Raw genomic sequence first — 19526 nt, forward strand, 5'->3', positions numbered from 1 at the left:
GGCACGGTCCGGACCCGAGCGAGGCGCCCCCGTCCCGCGCGAGTCGGCGGACTGCGGGGCGAAGGCTCCGAACCCGCTTGTGGTTCTAGGCCACCGCCCATTGAGGGAGCAGGTTGAGCGGGCCCGACAATGTCTTAGCCACCAGGTCGCTCCCGCAAGTGAAGGGTGCGGTGTGCGCAGACCGTGGTGGTGTTACGGACAAGGTCGGCACGACGACGTTGGGCGTCGCCAATCGCACGCTTCGCGTGTCCGTCGTATCGGGCATCAAACCAAGTGACCTACTTCAACCACCCGGTAGAGGCGCCAGGGGTCGGGGACTCCCTTCAGTTCGTGCGTCGGCGAAGGTCAGACCGGAGCCGGCCACCAAGTCCTTCACTCTCTGCGAGACGCGCACCTCGGATGCGCCGGTCGCGGCGACCCGAGCTCCGATCAACACTGTGATGCCCCCGATCTTGCCATCGATCAGCTCGCAGTCGCCCGTGTGCACGCAGGCGCGGACTCGATCCCGAGGTCGAGGAGCTCACGACCCGATGCCCCCGCCACGCGGGTGGGGTTTCGTAGTATCGCTGGAGTAGGGCCTGAGATGAGAGGGGTGGTGCTATGCATTCCCGGGATCGGCCCGTGACGCGACTGTTGCTCGCGCATCAGACCGCGCAGCCGGATGCGCTTGTCGAAACTCTCGCTGCGGCAGTCGTCGGGATGGGCGGTCGCGACGTTGCGCTGTTTCTCATTGACTACGGGCACGTCTCCATGGCGCCACATCTCGCCGTCCCGAGGCCTGGGAGCGAGTCGGAGGTGGTTTCGCTCGATGGGTCGATGGCTGGCCGTGCCTTCACGTCCTCGACGGTGGTGGCCGCCGAGTACGAGGACGGGTGGCACGTTTGGGTGCCAGTCACCGAGCAATCGAACCGACTCGGCGTGCTAGCCATGACCCTGCCGCGATGGGACGACCAGATCGAGTTCCTGGTCACCGAGTTAGGCTTGGCGGCCGCTCCGTTGTTGTTGGCCAGCGCCCAGTACACCGATCTGACGCACCTGTTGCGCCGCCGCCGCGACATGGACTTGGCAGCCGAGATGCAGTGGTCGCTGCTACCGCCGTTGTCCTTCGCGGCCGCAGGGATGACCATCGCTGGGCTGCTCGAACCCGCCTATAACGTCGGCGGCGACTGTTTCGACTACGCCTTCAACGCGGGCATCCTCGACCTCGCTATTCTCGACACGGTCGGGCACGGCCTGAACAGCGCCGTTCTGGCCGCCCTCCTGGTCGGTGCGTACCGCCATAGCCGTCGTGCAGGAGACGACCTCGCAAACCTGGCCACGCAGATAGATGCGGCGGCCGCCATCTTCCCGGCTCAGCCTGCATTCGCGACCGCGATCCTCGGTCGACTTGACACCACGCTCGGCACGTTCGACTGGATGAGCTGCGGGCATCCGCTGCCCATCCTTATACGCGATGGCGCGATCGTGTCCGAGCCGAGTGTGAGTCCGGGACTGCCCCTCGGGATGGGTGCCCTTGGTCCCGTCGTCGGGGACATCACTCGAGTCAACCTTCAGCCTGGAGACGGCGTACTGCTGTACACCGATGGCGTCACGGAGTGCCGCATGCCGGACGGCACGTTCTTCGGCGAGGATCGGCTACGAGACCTCTTCGCGCGCGAGCACGCCGCTGGCGCCTCACCACACGAAGTGGTTCGACGACTCACTCGCACCGCCATCGAACACTCCCAGGGCGACCTCCGCGACGACTCGACCATGCTCTATCTCCGCTGGGAAGGGTGAGGCGAGGAGCCAAGGGAGTGCCGACAGCGTGCCGCTCCGTTCGACAACGAGTCCTCCTCCCGAGCGGGCCAGTATCGCCCTCTGACGCTGACCGGCGCAACCGCCGAAGGTAGGCAGATGTCAAGGACTCAATCGAGACCGCGGTCAGCTCCGGGTGAGCCGCTCTTCGTGAGCACACGTGAGGACAGGAGAGCGGGTCGTGCACACGGACATGGCTTGCGACCGGCGTCGAGTGCGAACGAGACTAGCCATGTGAAGAACCTCCGCGTGCGGCGAGCTTGGAACGCCGGTGAGCACGAGCTGAAGGGTGTCCCCGACCGTTGGCCTCTCTACCGGATGGTGGGCCGAGATGGAGCGTCCTGAGACGCGATACGCGAAGAACGACGGGGTCGCGCTCGCGTATCAGCTCGTCGGACGGGGCGAGTCGGTGCTCGCCTACGTTCCCGGCTTCGCTTCGAACCTGGAGCTGAACTGGGGGAACCCACGGTACGCGCGGTTCCTGAGCCGGCTCGCCTCGTTCTCGCGGCTCGTCGTCGTCGACCGGCGCGGAACTGGGCTCTCGGATCGCCTCTCCGCGAGCGAACTACCCCCGATCGAGGTGCTCGTCGCCGACCTCCGCGCGGTCCTCGACGACGCGGGCATCGAGCGAGCGGCGCTCTTCGGCTTCGCCGACGGCGCCGACCTCTGCGCCTTGTTCGCCGCGTCGCATCCCGATCGGGCGTCGGCGCTGATCCTCTACGGAGCCTCGGCTGTGGGCACCCGTACCCCCGATGAACCGTGGGCATGGAGCTCGGACGATTGGCAGCGATACCTTCACGAGCTGGGCGAGAGCTGGGGGCACCGGGACTACATCGAATCGGTACTGCGATGGGCCGCCCCGAGCGCTTACGACGACCCGCATGTCCGGGAATGGTTCGTGACCTACCAACGGCTCGCCGCGAGTCCTTCCGCGGTCGTGGCGATCGAGTCGATCTGGCGTGACATCGACATGCGCGCGGTGCTGCCCTCCATCGCCGTCCCCACCCTGGTGCTGCACCGCACAGGCGACGCGATCGAATCTGTCGACGCCGGACGAAGCCTGAGCACGCGGATCCCGGGTGCGTCGTTCGTGGAGCTCAGCGGCGATGATCACCTTCCGTGGGCAGGTGATCAGGATGCCCTGCTCGACGAGGTAGAGGAGTTCCTGACGGGAACCCGACGAGGACCGGATCCCGATCGAGCGCTGGCGACGGTGCTCTTCACCGACATCGTCGGTTCAACCGCCCGCGCGGCAGAGCTTGGCGACGCACGATGGCGGAACGTCCTCGAAGATCACTACGCGCTCGTGAGAACGGAGCTCGCTCGACACCGCGGCGTTGAGATCGGCACCGCCGGAGACGGCTTCTTCGCGACCTTCGACGGCCCGGCTCGCGCCGTGCGCTGCGCGCTGAGCATCGCGTCGTCCAGCAGCCGGCTCGACCTCGAGATCCGGGCCGGAGTCCACACGGGGGAATGCGATCTGATCGACGGGAAGATCGGCGGCATCGGGGTGGCCATCGGCGCGCGGATCGGCGCGCTCGCGGGTCCATCAGAAGTGTTCGTGTCATCGACCGTGAAAGACCTCACGGCCGGTTCCGGACTCGTGTTCGAGGACGCCGGCGAGCACGAGCTGAAGGGCGTTCCCGATCGCTGGCACCTTTACCGGGTAGTCGCGTGATGGATATCCCCGAGACCCGGTACACCCGGGCGCCTGACGGAGCCTTCATCGCGTTCCAGGTGTTCGGCTCCGGCGCGATCGACGTGCTGCTGATTCCGGGGCTCTTCACGAACCTCGACGAGAACTGGCGAATCCCCGAAATCGCCGACACGCACCGGCGCATCGGATCCTTCGCCCGGGTGATCGCAATGGATCGTCGCGGCATGGGTCTGTCCGACCGCATGTCGCCCGACGACGGGACGCCGCTCGAGACCCACGTGGACGACGTGGTCGCGGTGCTCGACGCCGTTGGCGCTCGCGACGTCTGCATCGTCAGCAGCGAGTCCGGAGCGCCGATCCTCGCCTTGCTCTTCGCCGCCGCGCACCCGGATCGGGTGCGCGGCCTTGCCCTCTACACCCCGATCCCGAGCAGCCCACTCGTCGCGCTCGGGATCGATCCCCGCGAGGAGATGGTTGCGTGGGGCAGCGAGGCGTTCGCTCGCAGGGATCTGGAGGCGGCCGCGCCGACCGTGGCGGGGGATCCGGCCGCGATCCGGTCGTGGGCCTCGTATCTCCGCGCGGCCGCGAGCCCGGGTTCCGCGTTCGCGATGCACGAACAATGGTGGGAGACGGACGTCCGCGGGGTCCTGCCGACGTGCGGTCCCCCACCCTGATCCTCACCCGCCCGGCGCGGCGCACGTCGAGCTCGCCGCCGGGTTCATCGAAACGCTCCGTGGGGCGATCCCCGACACGACCCTGGTCGAGCTGCCCGGCCGCGACCTGCCGTACTGGATCGGCGAGGCGGGAGCGTTCGTAGCCGAGATCGAGGAATTCTTCACCGGGACCCGATCGGCGCCCGACGACACGGACCGGGTCCTCGCGACGGTGCTCTTCACAGACATCGTGGACTCGACGTCGCACGCGGCAGGTCTCGGCGACGCCGCGTGGCAGGCGACCCGTTCGAGGCACGACGCCGTGGTGCGGGCCGCGCTCGCGCGGCACCGGGGGGAGGAGATCAAGACGATGGGCGACGGGTTCCTCGCGACGTTCTCGGGACCGGCGCGCGGAGTCCGGGCCGCGCTGGAGATCGCGACGTCGGTGCGCGATCTCGGGCTGCAGATCCGCGCCGGGCTGCACACGGGCGAGATCACGTTCGAGGGGTCCGACGTCTCGGGGATCGCGGTGGCGATCGGCGCGCGGATCGGCGCGGCCGCGGGACCATCCGAGGTGCTCGTTTCCTCGACCGTGAAGGATCTCGTTGCAGGGAGCGGCCTCACGTTCGCCGATGCGGGCGTGCACGAGCTGAAGGGCGTGCCTGACACGTGGCGGCTGTATCGAGTGATCACATGACGGGGCAGGAGCCCAGCCGTGCCGAACCGTGCCCCGGAGACGTGGCGGCTGTATCGGGTGAAGGGCCATGACGGCAGGCCGAGCGGATCCTGGTCGCTCTCTCTCCCTAAGTCCGACCGTCGCCGGGTCCATAAGCTACTAGTGCTCCGCAGACCTGGCGTCGTCCCGGATGACGTCTGGGTAACACACCTGAGAAGGACTCTTTGCAGCATGACCGAGGTGACGAGCAACGGACGTCCCAGCCAACTCTGTTGACCACATCATCCCTCGAGCCGATGGAGGCACTGACGACTGGGAATCTGCAGCCCCTGTGTTCCGGCTATGCGGGCGGCCACGCTCGCAAGAACGCACGAGAGGGAGCGCGAAACTAGCGCAACCCAGGGACGCTAGCTCTCCTCACCGATGGGCCATACCGTTCCGCAGCCGCTACACCGGACGAACGAAGGATCCCCGGTCAAGGGGTCGGTGTGCACCTCGAGACCGTGTCGGTGAGGTTCCTCCTTGACCCAGGGTTGACCCCATCGCGGAACCCTCTTACCCCTGCTCTCCTCAAGGCGGTGCTGCGCACATAGGTCTACGGCAGGGTGCTCGTTTCGAGACACTAGGACGTGGCACTGATGCCAGGCGTTGGCATCAGATCGGGAACGACACATTGCCCTGCACCGTCGCCGATCCTCGCTCATTTGGAGCCCAGAGTGCCCGATCGCGTGCGTGCCCAAACGTGCAGCACCGTACGCCTTTCCGGATGTTTGGTCGCTCATCGTGGTGGGTAGTGCATGCTCGATCGGGAGGGCAGTTGACCTGTGGAGGGCGAAGGCCATCAGTCCCCCCATACTCGGGCCTTCGCCCCCCGAGGGAGCGAGTGATGATCGGACACGTCGTCTCGGCGACCACACACCGGCTCGTTGCGGTGTTCACGCTTGTGCGTGCACTCAGGGAGGAGTGCGTCGCGCAGCTCGAAGCGGAGTTCGGTGACAGCTTGACTCTCTCAGCCTCCACCATGACGATCCGCTGTGACATCAGGGCACCGGATCGCGACGGTGCCACATCGGAGGGTCTTACCCGAATCTACCAAGCCTTCGATCAAGCTGAGCTCATGACCGATACCTATCGGATGGACAGTCTCTCGGTCGAAAGGCTGTAGGAGTCCGCAGGAGTTTCGCTCACCGTTCGATAGGGAATCAGCCCAACATGGACGGCGGAGTGCGGCTGCGAGTACGATTCCATGTGAGCCGCGAGTTGGCGCCCGGCGAGTGGGTCGCCCTGCGATCAGACCGAGCGATCTGCTGGAGCTGCGACCACCCTATGGTGCTCGAGGCAGAGGTGGAGATCGCGGACAGCCCATCGGCGCAGGTAGCAGCTGTCTGTCGCATGTACAAGCTCTTGGAGGCCACCGGACTCAGCGGATCTGAGTACGGCCCAGAAGCGCTGATCCTCGGCGAGGCCGCGGCATAAGATCCCTCCGTTAGCACCGAACACCTCAGAGCTAGCTGAACGAGTCTGGCGTTACCCGGCCGTCGTCCACGAGTAGGACTACCTAGCTGCAGCAAGCGGGCGCTAGCCGGTCTCCGGCAACCATCGACAGGCTTCCTCACCGAGATTCAAGGTGAGCGTCGCCTCTCCACCTTCCGCTAGGTCTCGAATCAGGGAAAGAACGCCGGAGGGCAGGACGCACATCCACGTTCCTACCCCCCACTCCCTGGATGCGCAACCTCCCCGTGGTCGAGTGTTCAATCGCGCGTCCTTACAACGGAGGACATCCGCTGCCTTCCACCGCGATTTCGCTTCCAGGTGCTCCTAAGGGATGGCGTGGGGCTACCCAATCGTGGGCTGGGCTCGTTGAGGCACGTGCTGTGGGCTGCTTCCCGACCCACCTCCTGTCGGGGGGCGAGATTCCTACCCGGTGAGGGATGTGGGATGTTTCGCCGCCCACGCGGCTGGCTATATTCCTTGCATGCTGCTCCGCTGGATCGGACGCCTGTTCCTCACCGCTATCGTCGCGCGTCTGGTGAAGCGATTCCTGGAACGGCGGACCGCCCGCGCCTGAAGCCGAGTCTGAAATCCTCCCTCGGCGCCGCCACTTGGAAGCGCCCGTGCTCCCGGAGTCCCGTTATCCCGCGCTATTGCTATCGGAGGGTTTCATGAAAAGACTTCAGGACCCGGGCGGATCGCCCACTCTCACGTCCTTACGGAAACCCGGCGGTGCGCCTGCCGAACTCTCCGACTCCTACAGAGTTCCAGCTTCCCGCGTTCAGGTCGAATCGCGCAGCGGCGCGATCCGCGTCAGCTTCCACGGCGAGTTGGACCTGGCATCGGCTCCGCTGATCAAGGAGGCGTTGCCTCGCGGTGCTGGATGCGGAGGCTGGGTCCTATTGGACGTTGACGGAATGTCGTTCATGGACTGCACGGGTCTGCTTTCGATCTTGGAACTTGCCAGCGATGTGCGCGCGTCCGGAGGTGTCTTCGCCATCGCCAACTGCCCCCCGCAGGCCCGCCGCGTGTTCCAGCTGACCGAGCAGGAGGAGTTGTTGGATACGGACCTCCTGGCGCAGGTCCTCGCACACGCAGGGGACGCAAGTAATGGCAATCGTCAGGTCGAAGGAGCTGAGCAAGCACCGTGAGTGATTGGCAACGGGCCGGGGTCCTCAATGGGGTTCGATCTCGCGATCGGAACGAGCGGATCCGAGAATTGAATGACAGCCTCGGCGAGGTTCACGACAGTGACCTGTACCTCTGTGAATGCAGTGACCCTCTCTGCGCTAGCACCGTGCGACTCACTCGCAGGGAGTACGACGCCGTCCGCTCTGATGGCCGGACGTTCGCACTGAAGCCCGATCACGAGGATCCAGAGTTCGACATCCTCACCTCGGAACGGGTCCGCTACTCGGTGGTAACCACGCTCCCCGGGACTCCGACCGAAATCGCACGCCGCTGGGACCCACGAGACGCCAACTGACCACGACTTGCAAGAGCGTTCCCGCGACTATCGGTAACGCATCTGCAGGCGCACAACAGTTCCGGTCTCGAACGAGCGAACCTGCACGAGATCGCAGACCTGGTTCGCGATCCATATCCCGTAGCCCGACACGCTCTCGGATCCAGGGCGGTGTCGGCCGGCCAGCGGATCGTCGATCCGTCCGCGGTCCTGGATCTCGCAGTACAACGCGTCAGCCTGCTCCCAAACCGTGAGGGTGCCGCCCCCACCGCCGTACCGAACGCTGTTCGTCGCGATCTCGTTCGCCGCGAGAACGAGGTCGCTTCGGCGAGATCCATCCAGTCCTGCCGCGGCGGCTCGCCGATGGATGAACGCCCGCAAGTCATGCAGATCGGCCTCCCCGAACCGCAACCCATAAGGCGTGACGACCGGATCTGGGAGAGGTTCATCGAAGGGTCGTGCGATCTCGGCCAGCTCACGAGCGGTCGAGCTGGGCCGTCTACCTGCCCGATCCCACTCGAACGGGTGGTTCCGGCGCGCCTCGTCGAGCACGGAGAGCTCGAGCGTCGCGGTATCGTACGGGCACGCGAGCCACAACGCAGCCCCGTCGGCGAACGCTAGATTGAGCAACGCCTCGTGGCGAGCGCACTCGGTCAGCTCGGCCGCCGAGCGGCCAGCCCAGATGGGCTCTCCGATCCCTCGCAGGCGGCGACCCAACCCCGCGTGCCGATCAACGAACTCTCGCCAGGCGGGGATGATCCGCGCCGGATTCTGTCCGACCCCAGCCATGTCCTCGAAGTAGACGTCGTCGGCGTCCGGCCCCAGGTCGGAACGCAGCATGTCGATCTTCGGTGCACCGACGACCACGAGCACCGGCTCGTCCGCATGCACCCCGTCGCGGATGAACGGGCCGGTGCGCGCCACGAAGTCGTCCGTGCCTGTGTAGAAGAGCGCCTCGTGGCGGAAGGATTCAGTCATTGGCAATCGCTAATATCAGAAGACACACGGGCGCTCCATCGGGCATGCTCGAAACCGCGCTGCGCGGCGCCTGGGACCTTGTCTACCCCCTCCCGTGCTTCCCCAAACCCCAATGACCCCGTCGAGGACGCGTCGAGCAACAGCCTGTTCGGGAGATCCGGCGATGACGTGCTGCGCGGCGGGATGGGCGTGGATGCGGCACACGGGCAGGCTGGCATCCGACCTCCGCATCGGGGAGATCTAGACCTTCTGCGAGCGCTGAGGCTTCTCTCCGGATCACGGCCAGGGCTCGTCCAAAAACCCCGTGCCTGCCTACAGCCAGTGACCCCGGCGCGTCGGAGCGACCTTCGCGTCTACCCTGGGCGGCATGCAGGTCGAGCGCCACCCCGCGCCGAACGTGGATCGCGGACGATCCGGTGAGACGGTCCGGGGGATCGTGCTGCACACGAACGAGGGTTCGTTCGAGAGCACGCTCCGCTGGTTCGCACGCACCTCGAGCCGCGTCAGCGCGCACTATCTCGTGGCCCTCGACGGGCGTATTGCCTCATTCGCCGACGAGACGGACACGGCGCGCCACGCCGGGAGCAAGGTTCATGCCTCAAGCCCGCTCGTACGGGGCGTTCGCAACCCGAACCTGATCACGATCGGGATCGAGTTCGAGGACGGCGGCGACCCGGACGGTGCGATCCGAACCGACGCGCAGTACGCGGCCGGTGCGCGGCTGCTGCGGGAGATCGCCGGGCGGTGGGACGTCGCGCTCGACCGCGACCACGTCGTTGGCCACCACGAGATCCGCGAGGATCGATCTTGTCCCGGGAATCTGGACATCGACCGCCTGCTCAAGGAGGCGGCCCAGGGCAGGGCCGGCGGCATCGTTTGTCTGCTCCCGGTCCGCAACGGGGTGCTGGACCTCCCGGGCTACCTCGACGCGGCAGCATCGTGGTGCGATGCGATCGTCGCCCTGGACGACGGCAGCACCGACGACACACGCATGCTCCTCGACGAGCATCCCCACGTGCGTCGGGTGCTCGAGAACCCACCTCGGGCGACGGCCGCCGGCTGGCACGACGGGAAGAACCGGAACCGCCTGCTGGAGGCCGCGGCCGGGCTCGCCCCTTCGTGGATCGTCTCGGTCGACGCCGATGAGCGGATCCCGCCGGCGGACGCCGCCGCGCTCCGAACGTTCCTAGACTCCGACGCTTTGCCGGCGGTGGCGTACGGCTTGCGGCACGTTCGCCTCTGGGGCGAGGATCGCGGCGATCCCACGCCGATGTGGGTCTACCGTGTGTTCGCGTTCGATCCCACGTACCGGTTCCCGAACGAGCGTCTGCACTTCAATCCCGTCCCCACCGCGATCGAACGCGGTGCATGGGTCCGAACGACGTTGCGCGTGCTGCACCTCGGATCGCAGGACGAGATCCGTGTCGCCCAACGACGCCGCCGGTATGCGGAAGCCGACCCCGACGGCGAGTACCCGACCTCGTTCGGCGGCCTGGACGAGAGCCCCGCCCATACCGTGCCGCTGGCCGACCTCGAACCGTCGCCATCGGTGATCGCGCCGCTCGAGGACCAGTTCGGGCTGCGGCCGATGTTCGATCCGGACGCCGCGGGGGACGCAGCTGCCGAGAGCGAACGACCGCTCCTCGCCGTATTGCTTCCCGTGCGCAACGGCGAGGAGGATCTGCCCGCGTGGTTCAACTCGGTGCGCGCGTTCGCCGACGCGATCGTCGCGCTCGACGACGGCAGCACCGACGGAACGCGGAGGCTGCTGGAGGGCGAGCCACTCGTCCACCGCTTGCTCACGATGCCCCGACGTCCCGACTACGTCGAGTGGGACGACGCCGGGAACCGGAACGCACTGCTGCGTGCCGCCGACGAGCTGCGTCCACAGTGGATCCTGTTCCTGGACGCCGACGAGCGCCTGGATGCCGACGACGCCGCCGCGCTGAGTGACTTCCTCGAGACCGACGCGGTGCCGGGGGACGCCTACGGGCTCACGGTGCACCGGATGATCGGCGATCTGCAGCACTGGGATCGGGCGGACCTGGTGGCGTACCGGCTCTTCGCGTGGGAGAAGGGGCTCAGGCTCGACGACGACCGGCTGCACGCCCCGCCGGTGCCGGTCTCGATCCCGCAGGCCAGGTACGTCCCGACGACCTTGCGGATCATGCACCTCGCGAGCTTGACCCCGGAACGCCGCCGCAGGCGTTTCGCGAAGTACCGTCAGGCCGACCCGGACGGCGCGTTCCAGCCGGACTACGGCGACCTGCTCGCCGAGCCGGAGACGCTTCGCCCGTGGGACGGGCGAGCGGACGACATGGCCGTCGTGCCGTTCGCGGGCGAGGACGACGACGAACTGGCCCGCGCGCTCGCCGAAATCGATCCGGAGGCGCCTGCCCTGTCCGCGATCGTGATCTCGCGAGACGACGAGGATGTGATCGAACGCTCGGTGCGGGCCGTGGTCGAGCAAGAGGTTCCCGAGCCGTTCGAGGTGATCGTCGTGACGAGCGGCACCGACCGGACCGCGCAGGTCGTGCGCGATCGATTCCCTGACGTGGTGGTGGTGGAGCTCGACCGCCCGGCGCTTCCCGGGGAGGCACGCAACGCCGGGCTGGCGGCGGCCCGTGGCGACTACGTGTCGTTCCCCGGATCCCACGTCGTGCTGGAGCCCGGAAGCCTGGCTGCCCGGATCGCGGCGCACCGGCTCGGCTACCCGATGGTTACCGGGACGACGCTCAACCTGACCGACACGCCTGCCGGCTGGGCTTCCTACTTCCTCGACCATTCCGGGGTGCTGCCCGGCCGGCCGTCCCAGGAGCTCGCCTCGGCACCGTCCCATTGCTCCTACGACCGAGGTTTCCTCGAGGAGGTCGGCGGGTTCCCCGAACACCTGCGCGCCGGGGAGGACACGGTCGTGAACCTCCGCCTCGCCTCGCGGGGCTGTCGCGCCTATCGCGCCGAGGACGTGCGGTTCGGCCACCGCTCCCCCGCCGATACACCGGCCAAACTCGTGATGCACCACTTCCGTCGCGGCCGGGGCCTCGGAAGGATCCTGCTCGAGGGGGGGATCCGGCACGGCCGCGTGCTGACGCGTCAGACCCTCAAGATCCACCTCGTCGGGTACCTCCCCCGCCGCCTCAGGGGCATCGAGCGCAACGTCCGGCGCTGGGCCGACCCGGACCTGCGCGAGCGACACCGAGCCGTGCGTCCCCTGGTCGCGCTCGGCTCCGTCGCCGCATTGGCCGGGACCTGGGCGGAGGTGCTCAAACCCGGGCCAGGCAAGCTCCGCACGCTGATCGGGATCCCCTCGGTGCACGTCGCGATCGGCGGCCTCGACGCCCGGGCGACCCATCCGATCGGCCGCACCGACGTCCTCCTCGTCGCGAGGATCGAGCCGCTGCACGGAACGGTGCGGTTGCTCAGCCTCCCGCGCGATCTGCTCGTCGGCCTTCCCGGCCGGCGCGAGGCCCGCCTGAACGAGGCGTACTTCGTCGGGGCGATCGGGCCGGAGGCCGCAACAGCGAGCGGCGGCGCAGCGCGGTCGCCAGACACCGAGACCAGGGTCGACGCGCGGGCGGGTATGCGGCTGCTCGCGCGAGCGCTCGAGCGAACCCTCGGCGCGCGGATCGACGGCAGCGTGATCGTGGACTTCGAGGGGTTCCAGGGGCTGGTCGACACGCTCGGCGGACTGGACGTCGACGTGCCACACCCGATCGACGACGAGTTCGTCGCGGAGGATGGCGAGCACTTCTCCGCGCACTTCCGGAGCGGTCGCCAGATCCTCGACGGCGATGCGGCACTCACTTACGCGCGGACGCGTAAGGCCGACGGCGACGCGTGGCGCCGCGAGCGGCACGTCGATCTGATCCGCGCCGCCTTCCGCGCACTCCGCACGATCCGCTCGCCGTCCCGAGCTCTCCGGGTCGCGGGGACGGGGCTGCGCTCGATCCGCGTCGATCTCAGCGTCTACGCGGGCATCAAGGTGATCGCGGGACTCGCTCGAGCCCGCTCGATCGAGGCCGTCCAACTGGCTCCCCCCGTGGTGCGGTCGGTGAAGACGGAGCGGGGCAAGTGGGTCCACCGCGGCGACGCGGGGGAGATTAGGGACTTCGCGCGCCGGCGATGGGTCGACGGCGCAGGCGCGGACGGCCGCGAGTCCGGGGGCGTCCCCCGGGGGGCCGTCAGGTGACTTCGAGTGCCTTCGGGGCGGACCAACCGGACGTCGCGCCGTTCGACGTCCGGCGCAGGCGAGCCCGGAACCGGAACGTCCCTCGGCGGCCCGGCGTGAACATCGTGCTTCGCGTGGTCACACTCGTCTTGAACGCCTTGTAGGTCGTGTCGTTCGGTCCTTTTCGCTGGACGTCGAACACATAGCCACTGAGCGTCCCCGAAGCCCACGTGATCTTGAAGGCGTTCCCGAGCGGACCCTGCTTCGGCTTCACCGTGATCGGCACCTTGATCGTGCCGGTCATGAACCCGACGTGGGAGGCCTGCTTACACGCATAGGCATACGTCCCGGCCGCGACGAACCGATCGACGAACTTCACCGATCCCGCGGCCGACAGCCCCGTGTCGAACAGTGCGAGGGGCGAGGTATCGGTCGCCGAGTGGGTGTGCTGGCTGAACTGAGAGAAGCCGAAGCGAGCACGCTGCCCCCGCTTCAGCTTCGCGGGATCCGGCGTGAACGAGTAGTCGCGAACCAGGATGTAGAAGTCACCGACCGTGCCGGCGGAGGCAGGGTTGCGGCGGAGGATATCGACGTAGGCGAGGGCGGCCATCGCGGACACACCGGTGGCCACAAGGCGACGAACGAACACGCGCCTGCTGACCTGCCCGTCGAGGTAGCTCCGTACCAGCTCGTCCCGTGACATCCTCGGCCCCCTTCGACCGTCTCCGGCTCGGTCCGGGCAAGGGTAGTCATATCCCTGCCCGGAACACAACGGTCGAAGGTTGCAGCCCGGCTCCCGTCACGGGGCTCCGACCAAGCCGGTAGGCTGCATGCTTGGCTCGCAGCAACCTATGGGGGAGGCAGACGGGTCCGACCCGCAAGCGTGGTCGATGGCGAGGGGCTTCTTCTTGACAGCCAACTGACAGCCAAGCGGATGGATGTCCACGGACGCTGGCGGACGTCCCCGGACTCGCACCGGGCTTCCACCTGCGCTCCTGGACGGCCTGACCGTGTTGTAGTACTCACAGAACCGATCCACCTGGGCTTGCAGCTGAGCGATCGTGTGTGCCGAGTCCTGCTTGGCGAGGAACCGCTTGAGCGTTTGATGCACCCGCTCGACCTTGCCGCAGGTCTGCGGGTGGTAGGGCCGAGAGTGCACCGAGCGGATCCCCAGGGCCGCGCACTCGAGCTCGATCGCGCACCGTCCGCCTCGAGGTGCCGCGGTGAACACCGCTCCGTTGTCGGTGAGCAGCGACGCCGGGAACCCGTGGACCGCAGCGGCTGCATGAAAGCTGTCCACGATGTCGGCAGCTTGAAGATCACTCGTGCATCGGAGGCCACGAGCAACCTGGAGTGATCGTCGATGATGTTCAAGATCTCGACCTCATCCCCGCCGGCCAAGCGGACGTGGGTGATGTCGGCCTGCCAGCGTTCGTTGGGCATCTGGGCCTCGAAGCGCACGAACGAGCTCCGTGGGCGTTTGTGCGGCTGGGGCGTAACGAAGCCCCGGCGCACCAAGATCCGCCAGATCGTGGAGACCGAAGGAACCGATGCATGTTCGTGGCGACGGCTCAGGTGCACCGCGATCGTGTGAGCACCGGCGTCCACCCCCAGGTCCAACAGCTCCTTGCGCAGCGCGACGATCTCGTCTTCGATCTGCACCCGTGTGCGCCTCGGGCTCCCAGACGGTCGGCGCGATCGAGGCTCCAGGCCGGCTTCGCCTTCGGCGTCGAAGCGTCGGACGAGTTCGTGGACCCATCGGCGGCTCACGCCGTAGTCACGAGCCACCTCCGCTTTGCTCCGACCTTCGACGCGTACCGCCGTGACGACCAATCGAGCCAAGGACATCCGACACCTCCGCAGCTGAGGTGTTCACCATGTCCCGAGACAGGCCGGAACCATGTCCTGAAACCACACACTGCGCGCAGGGGGAAACGGACGGTAATTCTGATCGTGAGTGGGAGGCGCAGTCCAGGGGAGGTCCACCTGACCCGGGCCCGTCAAGAACGCCCTTGGTCCCGCTCCATCACCTGCAGGCCAAGGACCCACGATCGCGGAACACCGGTCGGTCGGGATCGACGAGGCGGCGGGGAGCCTCGCCCTCTCCCGAAGGGTGGTCCGGTCGATTCGCTGGCGACGGCGCTGAAAAAGAGTTGTCCTTCGAGCGTTTGGAGCGGGGCTCTCGTGGACATCCATTCGACGCTGTTGTGGAAGCTTGCGCGTGGAAGGGGGAACGATGTTACAGACGGGGCTCGCACTCGCCGCACAGAACGGCGGGAACGAAGGGGCTACGGACACCATCTTGTGGATCATCGCGGCCGTGTTGGTCGTCGCTGGCATCGTGAGCATCGTCCGTGGGGCGCTGCTCTGGGGAATCGTGCTGATCATCGGAGGTCTGCTCGTAGGGCCCGGTGGCGTCAGCCTATTGGACTGATGGGAGGCGTCATGCTTGCAGACATCGATGTGCAACAGGGCCTTGAAGAGGCGTGGGCTGACGTTGCCACGTTCGCTCCGAAGCTGCTGGGCTTCTTTTTGATCCTGCTGATCGGCTACTTCATCGCAAAGGCCTTGTCCAAGGTCGCCGATTCACTGCTTGAGCGGGTTGGGTTCGACGGACTCGTCGAGCGCGGCACGATGCGACAGGCCTTCGAGCGCAGCAAGACCGATCCTTCTGACGTGATCGGCGTGATCGTCTTCTGGCTTGTGTTCCTCGTCGCGTTGCAGCTGGCCTTCGGCATCTGGGGCCCGAACCCGATCAGTGACCTACTGGAAGGTCTCATCGCCTACCTGCCGCACGTCATAGTGGCCGTCGTGATTCTCGTGATCGCGTCGGTACTGGCGAGGGTACTGACCGACATCCTTCAGCCAATGATCGGGTCCGTGCGAGGCGGGACGATCATCGCCAAGGGCGCTGGCTTCGCCGTATTGCTGGTCGGCGTGTTCGCTGCCCTAGATTCACTGCAGGTGGCACCGGCAATCGTGCGGGGACTGTTTTACGCGCTGCTCGTCATGGTCGTCGGTTCCGTTGTGGTGTCCTTCGGGGTTGGCGGGATCCCGATCGCTCGTCGCTATCTCGAACGATGGAGTGGCCCGATTGAGGCAACGGCCCGCGACGTCAAGTCCGAGGTTCAAACCAAGACCGGCAATGACGACCCGACAACGCCGATCCCCGGAGAGGGAACACTCTAAAGAGAGCATGCTATGGGTTGGGGGGGGTGCTCAACCTCCCCCACTTCCCCCAACCCGATCACCCCAACCGCCCAGTCAACAGGCCGCGTTCAGACACTGGGCGGGATCGCCATTCCTTCGCGCCTTGTTCTTGCCGCCGTCGATCACGCCCTCGACGGCCTCGATCCCGAGATCACCGTTCAGATCCGCGCGGTTCTGTGTGACCGTGGTCGCGGGGTCGAGGATCCGGATGCCGTCCCCAGCGTTCTCATTCGAGCGGTTCCTCAGGATCACGGTTCCGGTCGACACCTGTGGACGTCCGTGGAATCGCAGGACTCCTACCCGCATCCTGGACTCTGGTGGACGCCCCTGGACGACCGGCCGCCCTCGACCGTGTAGACCCTCTCGAACTCGGCCAACGCGAGATCGTAGTCATCCACCACAAGGTACGCGGCGCAGAACTCGTTGGCCTGCTCCTCGCCCAGCCCGTCGACGATCTCTTCCCTCGCATCTGCTCGCGCTTCGGCTTGACGATCGCGTCACAAGCGGGAGGAGCCTCTTGTGCCGGCGGATTCACGGAAGCAGAATCAGGCCATGCGAGCGGGCCGTCTGGCTGGTGCGGCGGTCCTCGTGCTGCTGTTGAGTGGCTGCAGCGACGGGGACGTGACTCACTACGCATGCAGCCAGGGAAAGCTCGAGGCGGCAATGACCCAGTTCATGGAGTCGGGGTCCGCTGAGGTAGACGGCCAGTTCGGGGACCGTGTGGCTGAGTACGCGAAGGCCGTATACCGGAACGATCGCCCCGGACGCGCACTCGAATTGATCAACGACTTCGCGAAGACGTGTGAGAGCTGGTACGAGAGCGACTAGGGGCGTCTATGAGCGACGGGTTCGCCGGAACTCGCCGCGGACGGCGCAGCAAGCCCGTGATCGCTCTAATCGGCCAGGCAGGCAGTTGCGACTTCCTAGGATGGTGCCCGCCGGACCTGAGCGAGGGCGCGTTCTTCGAATGGCAGACGTCACCCGATGAGACGTTGCGGCGGATCGAGCAAGAATGGCAGGCGCTGGGAAGCGTCAGTCTCGGCGACGTGTGTTGGCTCGCGAACACCAATGCAGGAGACGCATGGGCGGAGAGAGCGGATCCAGCCGCTCGGCGCTAGCGAGGTGATCACGGCCGCGTTCGCGGCCGCGGCGCGCGAAGACAGCTAGGGTGTCTTGGTGAGACGCGGTCCCGAGACCTTCACCTTTGAGACCTCGGTGTCGGTTGGATCGAAGGCTCCGCCCGAGGTCTTCGAGGTCGTAGCCGATCTGCCGGCTCACTTGCTCTGGTCAGGGGAACGGGCAAGCGACCAGAAGTTCAAGCTGCTGACGCTGCACGCTCCCGAGGGCCCCGTGACGGTTGGGACCATGTTCGATTCGACCGGTGCCAACTTCAATGGCACCTTCCACGATCGCTCGACCGTCGTCGAAGTATCGCGTCCGAGCCGCTTCGCGATCCAAACCGAGGCACGTCTCGACCGCGATCGAGGGAGACCGTGGAAGGTTTAGTTCCTGCACCGCTACGATATCCAACCGGACGGGGCGGGCTCTCGCATCGTCTACACCGACACGGCGCGACACATGAACTACATCCCCTATTGGTTGCGCATATGGATGCGCCCGTTCACGCGCATCGCGATCCGTCGTGGAGATACGAAACAGGTCGAGAACCTGGCTCGTCTCGCCGAAGAGCGACCTGGGACAACGTGCTGAGGAGGATGGACCTACGCCAACGCCGAGCCGAACCGGTCGGACGCCTCGCCGGAATCCTTCAAGGTGCCACTCCGTTGCCACCAGAACTGACTGCCGGACGAGTTCAGTCCGTCATCCGCTCCGTAGATCACGTTGACCGCGCCGATGAGCGAGATCACCTCGAGTACCGGGAAGGTGTCTTCGTACCCTTCGCCTGGCACGCCGACGGCCAGGTCGGACTCCGGGCCCCGGCCGAAGTCTGCGATCGCGAGCGCCTGCCCGAAGGCATCCGACTTCTCGGGGGCACCCGCGATCCCCGAGCTTCCCTGGGTCCAAGCCTGAACGCTTGAAGTGCTTAGCCCCGTTGCGGATCCGTACACGACGATCGCCGATCCGGCGTTGGATTCATCTGGATCGTCGAACGGGATCCCGACGGCGAGGTCGTCCCGAGCGTCCCTTCCGAGATCGCCGGCGGCCAGAGCGGATCCGAAGGCGTCCCCGTCTGCGGCAGCGCCGGGAACCCCCGAACTGTTCAGGTACCAGATCTGGTTTCCAGCCGGGGCCAGGCCGGTCGCGGTTCCGTACAGGACCTGCGCCACGCCGGCATCGACCGCTCCCCCGGCATCTTCGCCCGGGACACCGATCGCGAGATCGCCGGTGGACTCCCTTCCGAACTCTCCTGTGGTCAGCGCCGCTCCGAAGTGATCCGCCGGCTCCGCGCCACCGCCCACCCCCGCGCTGTTCTGATGCCACAGCTGGTTCCCTTGAGAGGTGAGCCCGTTCCTCCCACCGTAGATCACGTTCACCGATCCCGCATCCGCCTCCGTCGAGGTATTCAGGTCCTCGAGGGGAACACCGACGGCGAGGTCTGCTCGTGCGCTCGTTCCCACGTCCCCGATCGCGAGCGCGGACCCGAACTCATCGGAGATCTCCGCGACGCCCGAGATCCCGGCGCTGTCCTGGTGCCAGAGCTGGTTCCCGCCCGAGCCGACACCGAACCCGCCGTACAACACGTTCACTGCACCAGCCCTGCTTACCGAGCCGACCCTGTCGCGCGGCGTCCCGATGGCCAGCTCGTCACCGGCCCCCGCCCCGAGGTTGCCCGCGGCGAGAGCGAAGCCGAACCGGTCTCCGGTTTGAACCACGCCGAGGATGCCCTGAGAGTTCTGCGTCAGAACGACGTCGCCGAACGCGGTGAGGCCGGACGGCGATCCGTACGCCACGTGGACCACCCCTGCATCCGCCATGTTTCCGGTGGAGATCTGCACGTCCTCGAACGGCGCCCCGATGGCGAGGTCGTCGAACCCGTCGGCATCGAAGTCTCCCCAGGCCAGCGCGTGGCCGAATCGATCACCCGGCTCGACCGAGCCCGAGAGTGTGCCTTGCGTCAGGAACTGATCGTCGATCGGCGCGTCGCCGTTCAGGCCGTTCTGCGTCCCGTAGATGACCTCGACCCCACCGGCGTCGTCGTCGGAGCCGACGTCCTCGAACTCCACTCCGATCGCCAGGTCATGGTAGCCATCGCCGTTGAAGTCTCCCCGGCGCTCTGGAGACGGTGCAGCCTCGGCCAGCAAGCCCATGGGAGACGGCAGCACGGTCAGAGCGGCAACGAAAGCCGTGACCGTGACCCAGATGCGACGCCGCATTGCGTCTCAGCTCCCCGACGGGCCCCAGGGCGAGCCGCCCGTTGGATGCTCAGGAACCGCGTCCCGCCAACCCTATCGACTCGTCACGTTGGTTGC

15 protein-coding genes and 1 pseudogene are annotated in these 19526 nt (G+C 66.8%); 10 read left to right on the forward strand and 6 right to left on the reverse strand.

Annotation, left to right across the window (positions count from 1 at the left end; genetic code table 11):
• Positions 1 to 621 precede the first annotated feature (621 nt).
• The 6 genes from WEF05_10210 (at position 622) to WEF05_10235 (ending at position 7425) form a co-directional block, all read left to right on the forward strand.
• Positions 622 to 1779 carry a PP2C family protein-serine/threonine phosphatase gene (locus WEF05_10210; GenBank protein ID MEX1102256.1) on the forward strand — a complete coding sequence of 386 codons (1158 nt, stop codon included), beginning with the start codon at positions 622 to 624 and terminating at the stop codon, positions 1777 to 1779.
• A gap of 349 nt (positions 1780 to 2128) precedes the next feature.
• Positions 2129 to 3475 (forward strand): adenylate/guanylate cyclase domain-containing protein, encoded by a 1347-nt coding sequence (locus WEF05_10215; GenBank protein ID MEX1102257.1) that lies wholly within the window; start codon positions 2129 to 2131, stop codon positions 3473 to 3475.
• The gene (locus WEF05_10220) at positions 3475 to 4128 is read left to right on the forward strand and encodes an alpha/beta fold hydrolase (protein ID MEX1102258.1); all 654 of its coding nucleotides are present in this window, start codon (positions 3475 to 3477) and stop codon (positions 4126 to 4128) included. Before WEF05_10215 ends, WEF05_10220 begins: the two co-directional genes overlap by 1 nt.
• Positions 4129 to 4339: 211 nt before the next feature.
• Positions 4340 to 4804 (forward strand): adenylate/guanylate cyclase domain-containing protein, encoded by a 465-nt coding sequence (locus tag WEF05_10225; protein MEX1102259.1) that lies wholly within the window; start codon positions 4340 to 4342, stop codon positions 4802 to 4804.
• An 865-nt stretch (positions 4805 to 5669) separates the two neighbouring features.
• Positions 5670 to 5948: a hypothetical protein gene (locus WEF05_10230; GenBank protein ID MEX1102260.1), complete on the forward strand. Its 279-nt coding sequence runs from the start codon at positions 5670 to 5672 to the stop codon at positions 5946 to 5948.
• 997 nt (positions 5949 to 6945) lie between these two features.
• Positions 6946 to 7425 carry an STAS domain-containing protein gene (locus tag WEF05_10235; protein MEX1102261.1) on the forward strand — a complete coding sequence of 160 codons (480 nt, stop codon included), beginning with the start codon at positions 6946 to 6948 and terminating at the stop codon, positions 7423 to 7425.
• A 362-nt stretch (positions 7426 to 7787) separates the two neighbouring features.
• Here the strand turns inward: WEF05_10235 and WEF05_10240 are convergent, their stop codons facing one another.
• Complete coding sequence (locus tag WEF05_10240) at positions 7788 to 8717, reverse strand: sensor histidine kinase (protein ID MEX1102262.1); 930 nt, start codon at positions 8715 to 8717, stop codon at positions 7788 to 7790.
• 367 nt (positions 8718 to 9084) lie between these two features.
• On the opposite strand from WEF05_10240, the gene WEF05_10245 reads away from it, so the two are divergent.
• Positions 9085 to 12906, forward strand: a complete 3822-nt coding sequence (locus WEF05_10245) for a glycosyltransferase (GenBank protein MEX1102263.1) — start codon at positions 9085 to 9087, stop codon at positions 12904 to 12906.
• Here WEF05_10245 and WEF05_10250 read toward each other — a convergent pair.
• From WEF05_10250 to WEF05_10260, 3 genes and pseudogenes are all read right to left on the reverse strand, one after another.
• A complete protein-coding gene (locus tag WEF05_10250; protein MEX1102264.1) occupies positions 12899 to 13588 on the reverse strand; it encodes a hypothetical protein in 690 nt (229 codons plus the stop codon). The genes WEF05_10245 and WEF05_10250 overlap by 8 nt on opposite strands.
• Positions 13589 to 13684: 96 nt before the next feature.
• Positions 13685 to 14185 (reverse strand): integrase core domain-containing protein, encoded by a 501-nt coding sequence (locus tag WEF05_10255; GenBank protein ID MEX1102265.1) that lies wholly within the window; start codon positions 14183 to 14185, stop codon positions 13685 to 13687.
• 275 nt (positions 14186 to 14460) lie between these two features.
• Positions 14461 to 14733: pseudogene (locus WEF05_10260) on the reverse strand (leucine zipper domain-containing protein).
• 451 nt (positions 14734 to 15184) lie between these two features.
• Here WEF05_10260 and WEF05_10265 point away from each other — a divergent pair.
• Positions 15185 to 15319: a GPGG-motif small membrane protein gene (locus WEF05_10265; GenBank protein MEX1102266.1), complete on the forward strand. Its 135-nt coding sequence runs from the start codon at positions 15185 to 15187 to the stop codon at positions 15317 to 15319.
• Positions 15320 to 15330: 11 nt separating this feature from the next.
• Positions 15331 to 16074 (forward strand): hypothetical protein, encoded by a 744-nt coding sequence (locus WEF05_10270; GenBank protein ID MEX1102267.1) that lies wholly within the window; start codon positions 15331 to 15333, stop codon positions 16072 to 16074.
• A 75-nt stretch (positions 16075 to 16149) separates the two neighbouring features.
• Here WEF05_10270 and WEF05_10275 read toward each other — a convergent pair whose 3' ends face one another.
• Positions 16150 to 16401, reverse strand: a complete 252-nt coding sequence (locus tag WEF05_10275) for a hypothetical protein (protein ID MEX1102268.1) — start codon at positions 16399 to 16401, stop codon at positions 16150 to 16152.
• Between the two features lie 246 nt (positions 16402 to 16647).
• Here WEF05_10275 and WEF05_10280 point away from each other — a divergent pair, with 246 nt between their 5' ends.
• Complete coding sequence (locus WEF05_10280; protein ID MEX1102269.1) at positions 16648 to 16923, forward strand: hypothetical protein; 276 nt, start codon at positions 16648 to 16650, stop codon at positions 16921 to 16923.
• An 893-nt stretch (positions 16924 to 17816) separates the two neighbouring features.
• Here the strand turns inward: WEF05_10280 and WEF05_10285 are convergent.
• On the reverse strand, positions 17817 to 19430 hold the full coding sequence (locus WEF05_10285; GenBank protein ID MEX1102270.1) for a hypothetical protein: 1614 nt from the start codon (positions 19428 to 19430) through the stop codon (positions 17817 to 17819).
• Positions 19431 to 19526 lie beyond the last annotated feature (96 nt).

It is taken from the genome of Actinomycetota bacterium (assembly GCA_040881665.1).
In the GTDB taxonomy this organism is placed as follows: domain Bacteria; phylum Actinomycetota; class UBA4738; order UBA4738; family HRBIN12; genus JBBDWR01.